Origin of the sequence: Streptomyces sp. UNOC14_S4 (assembly GCF_020740835.1) — a bacterium.
Taxonomy (GTDB): domain Bacteria; phylum Actinomycetota; class Actinomycetes; order Streptomycetales; family Streptomycetaceae; genus Streptomyces.
Window position 1 is genome coordinate 1 of record NZ_JAINFC010000190.1, and the last position, 12,946, is coordinate 12,946.

The 12,946-nt window shown below is 69.9% G+C and carries 15 protein-coding genes; 8 read left to right on the top strand and 7 right to left on the bottom strand.

What is annotated here, in order from left to right:
• Positions 1-299: 299 nt before the first annotated feature.
• Positions 300-734 carry a hypothetical protein gene (locus tag K6I34_RS18400; protein WP_229327370.1) on the bottom strand — a complete coding sequence of 145 codons (435 nt, stop codon included), beginning with the start codon at positions 732-734 and terminating at the stop codon, positions 300-302.
• Positions 735-817: 83 nt separating this feature from the next.
• On the opposite strand from K6I34_RS18400, the gene K6I34_RS18405 reads away from it, so the two are divergent.
• Positions 818-1,033, top strand: coding sequence for a hypothetical protein (locus K6I34_RS18405; RefSeq protein WP_229327371.1), 216 nt, complete (start codon positions 818-820; stop codon positions 1,031-1,033).
• Between the two features lie 112 nt (positions 1,034-1,145).
• On the opposite strand, the gene K6I34_RS18410 is transcribed toward K6I34_RS18405, so the two are convergent.
• Together K6I34_RS18410 and K6I34_RS18415 are read right to left on the bottom strand one after the other, a co-directional pair.
• Complete coding sequence (locus K6I34_RS18410; protein ID WP_229327372.1) at positions 1,146-1,940, bottom strand: nucleotidyltransferase domain-containing protein; 795 nt, start codon at positions 1,938-1,940, stop codon at positions 1,146-1,148.
• Positions 1,941-2,263: 323 nt separating this feature from the next.
• Positions 2,264-3,148: a recombinase family protein gene (locus K6I34_RS18415; protein WP_229327373.1), complete on the bottom strand. Its 885-nt coding sequence runs from the start codon at positions 3,146-3,148 to the stop codon at positions 2,264-2,266.
• 349 nt (positions 3,149-3,497) lie between these two features.
• Here K6I34_RS18415 and K6I34_RS18420 point away from each other — a divergent pair, with 349 nt between their 5' ends.
• Complete coding sequence (locus tag K6I34_RS18420) at positions 3,498-3,788, top strand: hypothetical protein (protein WP_229327374.1); 291 nt, start codon at positions 3,498-3,500, stop codon at positions 3,786-3,788.
• A gap of 325 nt (positions 3,789-4,113) precedes the next feature.
• Here K6I34_RS18420 and K6I34_RS18425 read toward each other — a convergent pair whose 3' ends face one another.
• The 4 genes from K6I34_RS18425 to K6I34_RS18440 form a co-directional block, all read right to left on the bottom strand.
• Positions 4,114-4,446 carry a hypothetical protein gene (locus K6I34_RS18425; protein WP_229327375.1) on the bottom strand — a complete coding sequence of 111 codons (333 nt, stop codon included), beginning with the start codon at positions 4,444-4,446 and terminating at the stop codon, positions 4,114-4,116.
• 227 nt (positions 4,447-4,673) lie between these two features.
• Complete coding sequence (locus tag K6I34_RS18430) at positions 4,674-5,870, bottom strand: TniQ family protein (protein ID WP_308294023.1); 1,197 nt, start codon at positions 5,868-5,870, stop codon at positions 4,674-4,676.
• The gene (locus tag K6I34_RS18435) at positions 5,867-6,775 is read right to left on the bottom strand and encodes a TniB family NTP-binding protein (RefSeq protein WP_229327377.1); all 909 of its coding nucleotides are present in this window, start codon (positions 6,773-6,775) and stop codon (positions 5,867-5,869) included. Before K6I34_RS18435 ends, K6I34_RS18430 begins: the two co-directional genes overlap by 4 nt.
• On the bottom strand, positions 6,769-8,421 hold the full coding sequence (locus K6I34_RS18440; RefSeq protein ID WP_229327378.1) for a Mu transposase C-terminal domain-containing protein: 1,653 nt from the start codon (positions 8,419-8,421) through the stop codon (positions 6,769-6,771). Before K6I34_RS18440 ends, K6I34_RS18435 begins: the two co-directional genes overlap by 7 nt.
• Before the next feature lie 100 nt (positions 8,422-8,521).
• Between K6I34_RS18440 and K6I34_RS18445 the strand changes: the two genes are divergently transcribed.
• The 6 genes from K6I34_RS18445 to K6I34_RS18465 all read left to right on the top strand — a co-directional run.
• The gene (locus K6I34_RS18445; protein ID WP_229327379.1) at positions 8,522-9,553 is read left to right on the top strand and encodes a recombinase family protein; all 1,032 of its coding nucleotides are present in this window, start codon (positions 8,522-8,524) and stop codon (positions 9,551-9,553) included.
• Positions 9,554-9,613: 60 nt separating this feature from the next.
• A complete protein-coding gene (locus tag K6I34_RS18450; RefSeq protein ID WP_229327380.1) occupies positions 9,614-9,877 on the top strand; it encodes a hypothetical protein in 264 nt (87 codons plus the stop codon).
• The gene (locus tag K6I34_RS18455; RefSeq protein ID WP_229327381.1) at positions 9,874-10,779 is read left to right on the top strand and encodes a hypothetical protein; all 906 of its coding nucleotides are present in this window, start codon (positions 9,874-9,876) and stop codon (positions 10,777-10,779) included. The genes K6I34_RS18450 and K6I34_RS18455 overlap by 4 nt, the downstream gene beginning before the upstream one ends.
• Before the next feature lie 16 nt (positions 10,780-10,795).
• Positions 10,796-11,362, top strand: coding sequence for an ATP-binding protein (locus K6I34_RS18460; protein WP_229327382.1), 567 nt, complete (start codon positions 10,796-10,798; stop codon positions 11,360-11,362).
• A gap of 636 nt (positions 11,363-11,998) precedes the next feature.
• A complete protein-coding gene (locus K6I34_RS38320; protein WP_275127090.1) occupies positions 11,999-12,121 on the top strand; it encodes a hypothetical protein in 123 nt (40 codons plus the stop codon).
• Positions 12,122-12,399: 278 nt separating this feature from the next.
• Positions 12,400-12,946, top strand: a 547-nt coding sequence (locus tag K6I34_RS18465; RefSeq protein WP_229327383.1) for a carboxylesterase family protein, incomplete at its 3' end; no start/stop codon positions are given.

The following is a 12,946-nucleotide window of genomic DNA, read 5'->3' on the forward strand; positions in this document are numbered from 1 at the left end:
CCTGGGCCGCTACAGCTTCACCCCCTCCACCCCGACCCAGGGCCTGCGCCCCCTGCGCGACCCGGACGCCGCCGAGCTCGACGATGACGACGACGGCGCCGAGGAGTGAGGCGGGCAGGGCGGATCGGGGGATGCGGACGGCCGTTCGCGGGCCCGGCTCGTTGGGCAGGGGGACGAAGGGCGCCCGCTGGGGGTGTCCGGGTGAGCGACGGGCACCGACCTGGGGAAACACTGCCTTCCCGGACCACCCAACCGACCTCGTCACCCTGTGCGGGTGCCCCGACATCGGACTTGATCATCTAGCCCCAGCGAACACTCGCGCCGATGACGGAGGCGACGTCTGGGGGCGACAAGCGGGTGGTGTCGACGGTGAGGTCTGCGATGTCGGCCCGGTCGAGGATCTCGTGGAGCCGGCCGGCGCGTTCCAGGTGCCAGGGCAGGGACTCGGGGTCGCTGTCGGTCTCATGGCGGCGCTTGAGCCGATCGTGCACGACAGGAAGGTCCGCCGTCAGGCGGCACACTGTCAGCGGCATGCCGAGGGCGGCCCGGTAGTGGTCGCGCTCGACCACGGTCTCCGCCACCCCGGCCAGGACGAACCGCTCAATTCCGGCGTCGAGGTAGTTGGCGGTCAGAGCGCGCAGGTTGCGCAGCAGGAGGGCGAAGTTGAACGGATCGCCCTCGGGGGCGGGCCATGACTGGCACAAGCGGTCCAGATCCATCACCGCGTGCGGCACACCGGCATCGGAGAGAAAGTCGCCGAAAAGGTCGGCGACCAATGTCTTGCCGACGCCGACGGTGCCGGTAATCAGCAGCGCCTGTGGCCCCGCCCCGTCCGGATGGCCGTACTGGTTCATTCCCGCTCGCTCTACTTTCTTCCGTCGAGGACGTCGCCCGCCTGTCCCCGCTGAAGTTCAAGAACCTCAACGTCCTGGGCCGCTACAGCTTCACCCCCTCCACCCCGACCCAGGGCCTGCGCCCGCTGCGCAACCCCGACGCTCCCGAGCTCGACGACGAAGACGGCGCCGAGGACTGAACCGCCGGGCAGCTCAGCCTGCGTGAACCGCCTCCGTTCCGGTCAGGAGGAACGAAGTTGCGAGCCACTGTACGTCGGTCGTGCTCTGGTGGAGGTGGTGCCCGCTGCCAGGTCAGCGGCCGTGATCGATGACGTCGTGGAGGTACTGCACGGCGAGCTTCTCGGCATTGCGGTGCCGTTCAACGACCGCTGCGTCAGCATCGGACCATCGGCGGTAGAGATCTACAGTGGCGAGGAGCGCCTGTCCGGCCTCGTGGCGGTCGTAGCCGCACAGCGTCGCCTGAAGGTCGCGTGCCTCGTCGGGCGCGATGGACTCCAGGTGGCGCACACCGCGGGAAGGCGCACCCACCCGTCGGGCGGCCAGTGGGCCGAGCACGCTGTCACGCAGGTGGGCGAGGAAGCCGATGGTCTCGAACAGCTCCCCGCGGCCGAGCTTCGTCGCGCCGTAGTGCACCCAGACCCAGAACCGGTCCTCGATCCATTGGAGGTCGAACACCGGATTGGCCGGCGGCTGCTGGGCGAGGGCACCCGTCAGCTGGCCGTCGCGGTCCCACAGGATCTCCGGGTCCTCGATCCGCTCGGCAAAATCGGAAGCCCGCACGAACTTGAAGTCCACGTGCAGGAGAGGCGGCCCGACGAGCGTGATGATCACACGCGGCTCGCCGACATGCTCCCCGGTGAACCCGGCTACCAGGGAAGCCCAGGAACTGATCAGTACGAGCCGCTCCCGCATGACCGCCTCGTACGCCTCGTTATCGATGGCCAGGATCAGGTCCACATCCGAGTAGACATCGGGGCGGCCACCCACGAACGACCCGGTGATCGCCACACCGGCCACACGCGCATCCTTTTGGATCCGGGGCAGTACGTCGCTGAGGAACTGGCTGTGCAGGGAGGGGACGTCCATCTGCTTTCCTTCCGGTCGGAGCAAAGCAGATCAAAGTAACACTTAGGCGGGCGAGAATCGCAACCCAAATTTCTCACAAACGGTCCTTTTCTCGAACAAGATCAAAAATGGCTGTGCGGAGATCGCGGACTGCCGGATCGGTTCGCAGAACTCGTTCTCACTCAAAGGTGGGTTCGGGGCACTTCTGAGAATCGTTTGTGACAGCATCCGTGGGCATGATGGCCCCTCAAGAGGTGTCAGCTTCCGAAGTCGGCTGCACGGGTGACCGGAGTCGCCTGCACGCGCCGGACTCGCCGTCTTCACCGGGGCCTCGGGTGTGATGTTCAGGTCGTGGCGTCGGTCGCGTCCGCCTCGGCGAGGATCCGGTAGACGCTGGCGACCGAGGGGTGCTCGCCCTTGTTCTTGCCGGACGGGATGACGAGCTTGCGGGCGATCTGGGGGACGGGGACGCCGTTGGCCCGCAGGGTGCGGGCGTAGGCAATCATGTCGTCGTCGAAGACCTTGGGGCGTCCGCCGTGCCGGCCTCGTTCGCGGGCGGAGGCTTGGCCTTCGAGGGACTTCTCCCGGATGTACTCGCGTTCGGACTCGGCCATGCCAGCGAAGAAGGCGAACAGGGCGGCGCCGTGCCCGGAGGGGTCATAGACGCCCTGGAGTGGACCGGTGAGAAGTTCGAGCTCGATGTCGTCGCGCCGCAGGTCCTCGGCGATGGTCAGCAGCTCGGCGGCGCCGCGGCCGAGCCGTTTCATCTCGTGGACGGTGAAGATCACCCGCTGGTGCGGGACCGCCTGCTTGATGGTGCGGGTGAACTCCATCGCCTTGGCGAACTCCGGGCGGACCTTGATCCGGGTGCTGATCTTCTCGGAGAAGATCGGGTCGCACCCGGCCTGCTGCAGAGCGTCGAGCTGACTCTGGAGTTCCTGCTGGGCGGTCGAGCAGCGGGCATAGCCGATCCGGGTCGGCTTCGTGGCGGCCTGCGGGGCGGCGGCGTCGACCGCCGGGCCCATTTCCCACGCGCGGCCGGGACCGCGGCTGGCGGGGGTGCGGACTTCGAGTTCGGCGCGGAGTTGAGGGAGGAGCATGAAGCGCGGGGTGTGGTACTTCGGGGCGACTTTGCCGCCGCGGGTGCGGCAGGTGCTTCCGGCGGGGGCGGAACAGGTGGGGCAGTCGAACTGTTCGACGGCGGTGGCCGGGTCGGTGAGCTCTGGCATGTCTCAGAAGCTATCGGAGGAAGCATTCTGAGAAGGCATTTTTGCGAGAGGTTTTGAGAACGAAGTTCAGGGACAAGCCGGACGCGCCTCGACGGGGGTCGACGGTCTCTCAGAACTACTCATTTCTGCGAGGGCGAAGCGTGACGGCGATTACGTTCTGTTTCCAGGGAGACCCGAAGGCGCCGTTGTCGGAGAACAAAGAGGATGGATACCCTAAAGCAGTCACACCACCATGAACGGTCACACCGCCGGGAGGCTGTAGATGGAAGCGTTCCGCTCTGGAGGTCGCATGGACCACACAAGCCTCGGGCGATGTGTACTGCCCGACCAAGTCCCTTCCGGCAAGCGCTTGACCATCGAGACCGTGACGGGCTTTTACTTCACGGACGGCGGCGGCATGCTCGGCTCGGCCTTCATGGACATCCGTGGGATCTCATACGCGTTTCCGTGGGTTGAATGTGGTGCGCCCATTCCACCCCTCAGCACCGCTCGGAGATTCTTTGGTTTCAACCATGCGGTCCGTCTCTATGTGGACGGTCCCGCCGTCCTGCAGTTCGATGCAGACGGGGGTGCCGGGGCCGGTATCGATACTGCGGACGGTGAGTACAGCGTCACGGGCTACCTTGAGGCCCTGCCATAGCTGGTCCGGCATAATCTGACGGCGCCCCAGGATGCGCGGTTTCGTCACCCTTCCCCGCCTTCTGACGGGTCGAACGTAACCTCGGCTGGCCGGTGAAGGCCCGCCGCAATGTCAGGGATTACGAGTGCCTGTCTGAACATGCCGAGGCTCAGCTGGCATAGGCACTGACCCCATCATGACCTGGCACCTGGTCCGGGGCGGTCGACCCAGGACCGGCAGTTGGGACAGAAAGCAGCACTCAAGTGGATGACGCACAACGTCGGTTCTCCGGCCTGGTGGCACGGCCCTTCTTGCAGAAGCGCTCACCCGAGAGCCGGTAGTCAGGTCAGTGGTTGGTCCCAGTGGCCCAGATAGGCTGGCTTCCGTCGTAGATCACGACGTTGCCGTCGTCCTGGACGGCGAGGTGGGAGCCGGGATGGCCAGCGGTGTTGGAAGCCCATACCGGCCGTCCACTCCGGGTGTAGACGACAAAGTTGCCGTCTTCTTGAAATTGCGCTGTCCACCCTTGGTCCACGGTGTTGGAAGCCCAGCGGGCGACGTTGAACTCGTCGTAAACGACGAGATTTCCATCGGACTGCATGATGAGCCGGGCCTCGTTGGAGCTCACTGCCTGGTTTTGCTGGAATGTGAATGGAGCGTTGATCACCTGACCGGCCATGATGACCTCCTTTGTGATACCTGATGCTCACCTACCCTTCACACTTGGGATTTGACACTCCGGCCGACGGCGGTAAAGAAGCTCGGGGGCGCACTGAGCGCGCTCGCATACGTATGAATTATGCCTGCGTGGAGGGACCCTGGAGCGTTCCTCCAGAAGATCGGGGATCTCTCAATGCCCCATTCGGCTTCCTGCTGGACTCCACCGGCAGGGATTCCCGCACGCTGTCAGGCGAGAGTGGTGCGACCGAGTTCGCGGGCAGTGGGCAGGAAGTTGGCGGGAACACCGGCGTCGATCAGGAAGGCGCGCTCTTCTTCGAACCAGCGGAGAGGGGAGTTCTGGGTGAGCAGGGAGAGAAGTCGCCGGGCGGCATCCCGGTCCGTGCGGGCCGGGGCAAGCACCGTCTCCCACCGGACCATCTCTTCCAGCCAGGAGCCGCGGCGCGGCCGGTCGCCGTCGTAGACGTACTGGTCGGGCGGGGGCCGCAGCGCGGAGGCGAGACGGCCGCGGGCAGTGATGGTTCCGTCGGCGACCAGGTGCAGGGCAGTGCCGGCGGCATGCAGCATCGCTTCCTGGATGTCTGGCTTGAGGTTCTCGTACGGCCGCCAGATGTTCAGTCCGGCGCGGTATTTGCGGCCGGTGGCCTGCCAGATGTGTTCCAGGACGGCCCGGCCGTGCTTGCCCCGGCCGCTCGTCGCGGAGAGGCTGACCTCATCGAGCAGGGACCGCAGCAGCCGGAACCACACCCCGGCGTGCACGGTGCGGCCCGGCAGGACGACCTGCCCGGTGGTGAGCCCTTCGTAGGTGTAGCGGTCCACGGTGGCCAGCGGTTCGGCCAGCGGCGTCGGGACCGGACCCTTGTGGCCGTAGACGACCGACCGGTGGACTTCCATGGCGTCCTCCAGGCGGCACCCGTGCTCGAAGCAGCCGGTCACCAAAGGCAGCCGCCACACCAGAGCCTTCCCTCGCTGGGGATCGGCGGCGCACATGGGGCAGTCCCGGTGCAGCCCCCAGTACCCCAGCCATGGTCCCGGCCAGCGTCGGAAGGGCGAGACCTTGTTGACGCCTGCCTTGCCGGGGGCGAGGAGTACCGAGTTGTCCCGGACGTAGGCGTCGAACACCGGCTGGGTGTCCTCGATCGACGCGGTGAGCCCTTCGATCAGCCACGGCTCCCAGCTGGCCAGCGTCATCGCCCGCAGCCGGGCGATCTCGACGCCGGTGCGCATCGCCAGCGCGGCGAGCATCACCGCCGGCGGGTCGTAGTCGAGGTCATCCGGCACGGCTACGTCCACCAGGCCGAGGTTGCGTGTCAGCAGGTCCTCCACGCGGATCTCGTACGGGCGGGCCAGCCTCTCCAGCCACGACGACAACGACTCCAAGGGGCCAGGCTGCGGGTGCAGCGGCCACCGCCGCACCGTGTTCACGTCAGCTCGCGCTCGAACAGCCGACGCCGCTCACTGGGCCCGGCGTACGGGGCCAGCAGCAGGGTGCGCTGGTTGATGGCCTCCTCGCCGGAGGTGATCGCGGCGAGAGCCGCGTCGGTGAGCAGGTGGGCCAGCTCTCCGATCGTGCCTTCGCTGCGGGTGAGCAGGTAGCCAGCCATCTCAGGAGTGGCGATCGGCGAGGGCCTGCGCAGCGGGAATGCCGCGGCGAAACTGGCCAGCAGCGAGCAGGCGTCGGCGTCTCTCTCCCAGCGCGGCAGTGTCAGCGGCGCGAACCGGTTCTCCAACTGGTCGTCGGACCGTATGGCCAGGTAGGCGTCCCGGGTGCCAACACCGACCAACGGGATGCGTAACTCGTTGCCCAGGAACCGCAGCAGGTTCAAAAACTCCCGGCGTCTGTCGCCGCGTCCGCCGAGGACGTTGTGCAGCTCGTCGATCATCAGCATGCGCACCCCGGCCGACCGAAGCAGCCGCAGCGTCAGCTGTTCCACGTCGGCCAGCCGGTGGTAGCGGGCCCGCAGTGGGGCGCCGAGCGCGGCCAGCAGCGCGGTGTAGAAGCGGATCACCGTCGGGTCGGAGGGCATCTGCATACCCAGCACCGGGATCTCCTCGCGGTCCGGGTGCGAGATGGGCGGGTGGGTGCGGCGGAACTTCTCCACGATCATCGACTTGCCGTTGTTGGTCGGCCCGATCAGCAGCAGGTTCGGCATCCGCTGCTTGGACGGCCATTCCAGCAGCGTCTCCAGCCGCTCCAGTGCCTCGGTGGCCCGCGGGTAGCCGATCCACCGGTCCGCCCGTACGTACCGCAGCCGCTCGGTATCGGGCAGCCGCGCGATCTGCCGCGCGGCCGGATGCAGGTGCGACAGGTCTATGTCCTCATCTACCACTGCTCGATCACCTCGAACGGCCGGGCCACAACATCTCCGTCCTGGCCAGCCGGCGGCTTGGGCGGCCGTGCCTGCCTCGGCCGCGGCGGCGTCTCTGTGCGGCGCTGGCGGTCGCGGCGGGCCTTGCGGGTGGCCACCGCGGCGGCATCGGTGATCCGGCGCATCTGCGCGACCATGGCGAACAGCGCGTCCTCGTCCACCTCGGCGCGGCCCAGCTCGCGCAGCCGCGCAACGGCCGCCTTCTGCTCCCACACGCTGATCGGGGGCCGCGACAGCGTCCGGTAGGGCACCTCCAGGTAACCGGTGCCGTCCGGGTCCAGGACCCAGATCCGGCTGATGTCCCGCGGATCACGGCGCAGGACGAACCGGCCGAGCTCTTCCCGGCAGGCGATCCACGGCCTGAGCGCGTCGCTGTAGTACTGCACGTAGTCGATCACGAACCCCGACCGTGACAGGGTCCGGCGGATCACCGGCAGGAAGTCCACCAGGAACGCGGTCTCGTTGGTCACCGTCACCAACTCGGCCCCGGCGGCCTTCTCCGCCCAGACCCCGGCCGGAGTGCGGCCCAAGGTCTCGTGCACCTGGCCGTGGTAACAGGCCACCGCCAGCGCCAGCCACCGCTGAAGCTCCCGCAGCGTCAGCACGGCCTTGCCGTCGCTGTCATAGGTGCCACGGTCGGCGGTGCTGGAGAACGTCGTGCCCGGCAGCTCGTGCACCAGCTCCATCATCGTGCCGATCAGCCGCTCAACGATCCCGCCGAAGTGCGGCAGGCCCGGCGGCCGGTACCGCAGCCTGATGCCGTGCTGGTCGCAGCCGCGCCGCAGGGCCTCGCTCTTGAACTCGGCGGCATTGTCCACATACAGCTCGCGCGGCTTGCCGCTCATCGGCCAGACCGCCTCCACCCCCAGCCGCTCCAGCCACGGCCGCTTGTCGCAGGCCGCATGCGCCAGGCACAGCCCGACCGACGTCGCCGACGGCGCCTCCAGCGTCACCACCAGACCCACCACACACCGGCTCGCCACATCGATCGCCGCCGTCAAATACGGTCGGCCAACCGGCATCCGGTGCAGCTCGTCGACCACGATCACATCCACCGGCGTGTGGTCGACCTGGACCTGCTCCAACAGTCCGGCCACCGCGGGCGGCACACCCCCGGCCGACCGCAGCCGGCGGGCCGCCTCGCTTCCCTCCCTCGCGGCAGTGGAAGAGACCGGCTCCAGCCGGGCGATCCGCCGCACCACCGTTCCCCGCGAGGGAACCCGCAGGCCCCGGGTCCGGCACTGGCGCGCGATCTCCCGGTGGACGGCCGCCACACTCCGGCGCTGCCGCGTCAGGTACCGCCTGCGCAGCACCTCCGCAACGACCGCCTCGGCCTCGTCCGGCAGCCGCCCGCCCCCGCGGCCGCCGCTGGAGCGGCCCGGCAGCAGGTCCGAGACCAGCCCCTCACCCGCGCGCCACCGCGCGAGCAGCACGTACACCTGGCGCCGGGATATCCCCAGCATCGCGGCGGCCTCGTCCGCGTCCGCCAGCCCCACCCTGGCCTTCTCGGCAAGAGGCCCGATCACCTCGGCCTGCCGCACCGCGGTATCCCAAACGTCGTCGTGCGCGGTCAGCACCCCGCGCTCGGCCACCGGTCCCTCCGCCACCCGGCCCCCTCCGCAAACGCGCACACGACTACGGACCAACTCGACTGTAGTGCGGGCGACTTCGTGGCGTGGGAGAGTTCACAGTTCCCTGCACTCCGCGATGAAACCCCAGCTCATCTGCGCACGCGACTATGGACATTCACAAGAGGCTTCCCCGAGCGACGCCGACGACGTCGAGCGCCACCCCTGCCCGCGCTGCCGGGCCGACCCGGGTTCGCCGTGCCGCTCGCGCTCCGGCGCGGTCGCCGGCACCTACCACACCGGCCGGTTCACCAAGGTGCCCCGGCTCGCCAAGCTCCTGCGGGTGCCGACCCCCGCCGACCGCGGGCCCGGCCAGCCGTGGCGCCCCGGCACCCCCGTCCCGCTCGCTCTCGCGCCGGACACCCCGACCGCTGACATCCGCATCGGGTACGCACGGTGCTCGACGGTCACCCAGGAACTCCAGTCGCAGCTCGACGCCCTCGCCAAGCACGGCATCGAGCGCGACAAGGTGTTCTCCGAGAAGATCAGTACCCGCGTACGCGTACGCCCGCAGTTCGAGGCCGCGCTCGCGCTGGCCCGCCAGATCAAGGCCCACGCCCCGCACTGCCGCGTCATCTTCACCGTCTACGAGATGAAGCGCCTCGGCCGCGACGCCGCCGAACTCACCGCACTCGCCGACCACCTCACCGCCCACGGCCTGGTCCTGGAGATGCTCGCCGGACCCCTGCCCGGGATGTACGACCCGAGCGGCCCCGGCCGCCTGCTGTTCGCGTTCTTCGCGGCGATGGCGGAGACCGAGCGGGAGAACATCCGGGAGTCGACCCTCGAAGGACTCGACGCTGCGGCCCGCAAGGGCAAGCACGGCGGCCGCCCGCCCGTCATCACCGACGACATGCTGCACACCGTGCTCCGGCGCCGGGCGAACGGCGAATCGGTCGAGCAGATCCAACCCGACCTGATCATCCCCACCGGCAAGCGCAAGGGCCAGGCCCCCAGCGTCGCGAGCATCTACCGCGCGCTCGCCGAGCACGAGAAGACCGAGGCGTACCCCGAGGCCGTCGCTCAGGCGCACGCCGACTTCGCCGACCTCCAGGACGCCGACGTCCCCCGACCCCGCCCGGACGCCACAACGCTCAGCTCACGACCATGATCAAGTGCTTAGCGTTAATGGCTGTACCGATGTTCCCCAAGCCCGGAATCCGGGCTGGTCATGGACACCGCCCGCCTCGGCGTGCCCCTTCTCGTCTCCGACCACGACCCGGCCCTCACCGCCCGTCTCGCGGGGCAGCCATGGGCCCGGCTGTTCCCGGCCGGCGACCCCGACGCGCTCGCCGCCATCCTCGACAGCCTCGCCGCCGAGCCGCCCGAGCGGCCCGGGCCGGGGGCTCCGGCGGCGGTGGGCATGGCCACGGCGGCCGAGCAGGCCGCCTTCCTCGCCACCACCTACACCCGCCTCGCCGAGGAGCTGCGATGACGCCCGTCCCGCCCGTGCTGGTCGCGGTGATCGGCCCGGTGGAACCGGCCCTGCTGACCGCCTGGACCGCCCACTACCGCGCGCTCGGCATCACCGACTTCCGCCTCGCCTTCCACTTCCCCGACCACACTCCCGCCGCCTGGCGGGACCAACTGCTGGCCACCGCCCACGAGCTCGGCCTGCCCCCGGCGACGGTCAGCACCGGGCCGTGGCACGAGCACACCAACACCCAGCTCCGCGAGTACTTGCGCGAGCAGGCCGGGCCCGGCTGGCACCTGCTTGCCGACTCCGACGAGCTCCACACCTACCCCGCCCCGCTGCCCGAGGCGATCGCCGCGGCGGAGACGGCGGGGCGGCCGGTGGTGGGCGGGCTGATGCTCGACCGCGTCGCCCCCGACGGGCGCCTCGCCCACTGGCGGCCGGAGACCGGGCTGGACCGCGCGTTCCCACTCGGCGGACACCTCACCCACCGGCTCCTGCACGGTGACCCCCGCAAGATCGTCCTCGTACGGTCCGGTACCGCCGTGGCGTCCGGCAACCACCGGGCCCCCGGCCACAAGCCCGACCCGGACACGCTGGCTTGCGTGCACCACTTCAAGTGGCGCGTGGGCGTCCTGGACGACCTGCGGCGTAGGGTGGAGAACTTCGCCTCCGGCGCCTGGGCCGAGCCACCCCGGCTGTACGGGACGAGGCCGGGCGCCTGCTGGAGCACATCGACCGGCACCACGGGCGGATCGACGTCGCCGACCCCCGCCTCGGCTTCCGCCGCGTCACCCTCGACGGCCTGCCGGCCGGGTGGGCGGCCGAGGCTCGCACCATCGTCACCCGCTGGCGCCCACCTGCCGCGAAACCCCGCCGGTAGGCGGCCCCGGTCGGCGAGAATGGAGGCCAGGACCGGCTGAAAGGGGAGAGGTGGACGTGATCGCGCGCGAGCCGACGGCGGTGCTGCTGGTGGGCATCACCGGCTCCGGCAAGACCACCCTCGCCCAGGCCCTCGCCGACCGGGGCCTGGTCCGACTGTCCGTGGACGAGGAGATCCACCGCCTCCACGGCCGCTACGGCGTCGACTACCCAGAAGACACCTACTTCGAGCGCGAACGCCCCGTCGTCGAGGCGATCCGCCGTCGGCTCGCCGAGCACCTGGCCGCCGGGGACGACGTCGTCCTCGACCACGGCCTGTGGCTCCAGTCGGACCGCGACGCCTGGAAGAAGCTGGTCGAGGCCGCCGGCGGCCGGTGGCGGCTGGTCTACCTCCCGGTCGACCGGGACGAGCTGCTGCGGCGTCTGGCCGACCGCAACCGGCGCGAGGACGCCAACGCCCTCACCGTGACCGACTCCGCGCTGGACGACTTCTTCGCCCGCTTCGAGCCCCCGGCCCCCCACGAGCAGGCGATCATCCACACCGGCGACCCGGCCCAGACCTGCGCCGCCGTCCTGGGCACCGAGCGCGAGCCAGAGCGGGACGGGCGGCCCGGCGTACGCTGAAGCCATGGCCGGTCGAGTGCGCCGGTGCAGGTGGTGCCGGGAACCGATCCGGGCGGCTGCCCGCTCGGACCGGTGTACTGCGGCCCCTCATGTGCGGGCCGGGCACGACGCGACCGGCGCCGCTGGAGCGCGGGAGCTGCGATCGGGCTGTACATGATCCTCAACGGCCCGGACTCGATCGCCGTGCGCTGCCCCGTGTGCGGCCGTCGCTTCCTGCCAGGCCGCGGACACCGCCGCGACGCCGTCTTCGACCGGCCAGCCTGCCGCATCGCCGCACATCGCGTGCGCCGCTGCGACAAGCCTCTACGCGAAGGCGTTACACCGAGCTCGCCGGTACAGACGGCCGTCGGCCCGCTGATCAGCACAGACACGCTCGCCAGGTAGGGGCCGTCCCCTGCCGACAGGCCGTGGCCTTGAAGAAGGACGCCTTCATCTCCCCCTTGCCTGCCCGTCGTCCGTTGCCCGGAAGCGGATCACTTCGTTGGGCTGATCGATTGAACGCCGCACGCGGGGCTTGTCGAGGTGGCACCGCCGCCCGGCCCGAGGGCCCGGGCGGAAAAGGGGCGGCACGGTGGGGCGGGATATCGGCCTGGACGCGGTGGTCGAGCACTTCACGCTGATCGGTGACGAGCCGGCATGGCTGCGGAACAAGTCCGGGGCGACGCGCCTGGGCTCGGCAATGCTGAAACACCTCCAGGGGAGTACATCACCCACGGCGACCGCTTCACCTGCTACACCTTCCAGCGCCCCCGCGACTGACCATCCGCGCCGATGGCCAACGAGCCGCCGCGCCCAGGCGGCCCGCACCGAACTGGAGGCATTCGAGGGGGCGGTCACGGACTGGGAGCGGGTACGGGGGTTCGAGCGGCTTTGACCATCCTCGCCCCCTGGCCAAGGGGGGCGATTTCCTCCCGGCTGTCCGCGCGTGGCCGTGGCCCCGCCGATCGGGTGTCCACAAGTGGCTGACCGCGGCTCGTGGCCGTAGACCGGTTCTATCGGCGTGTGCCGAGCACGGTGGGTGAGGAAAGGCGGAAACGGTGACGGAAGGCCGACGGCCGGTGGTGGCCACGCGGGCGGGCCGCGTACGTGGGGTCGCCGAGGGGCCGGTGGCCGCCTTCCGTGGCATCCCCTACGCCGCCTCACCCGTGGGCGAGCTGCGTTTCGCGCCTCCCCGACCCCAGCCGGGCTGGGGCGACGTACAGGACGCCGCCCGTTCCGGTCCGGCGGTGCCGCAGTCGCACTCGCGGCTGGAAGGCGTGATGGGGCCGCGGGTGCCGGACTGGGACGAGGACGGCTGTCTGAACCTCAACGTGTGGACCCCGGCCGCGGCCCTCGGCGAGGGCGCGGTGCCGAGGCCGGTGCTGGTGTGGTTCCACGGCGGCGGCTGGTCCAGCGGTTCAGGAGGCTGGGACTGGTACGACGGCACCCGGCTCGCCGCGCTCGGCGACATCACCGTGGTCACCGCCAACTACCGCATCGGCCCCCTCGGCTTCCTCCACCTGCCCGCCATCGGCGCCGACAACCTCGGCCCCCAGGACCAGGCGGCCGTCCTGCACTGGGTGAGCGAGAACATCACCGCCTTCG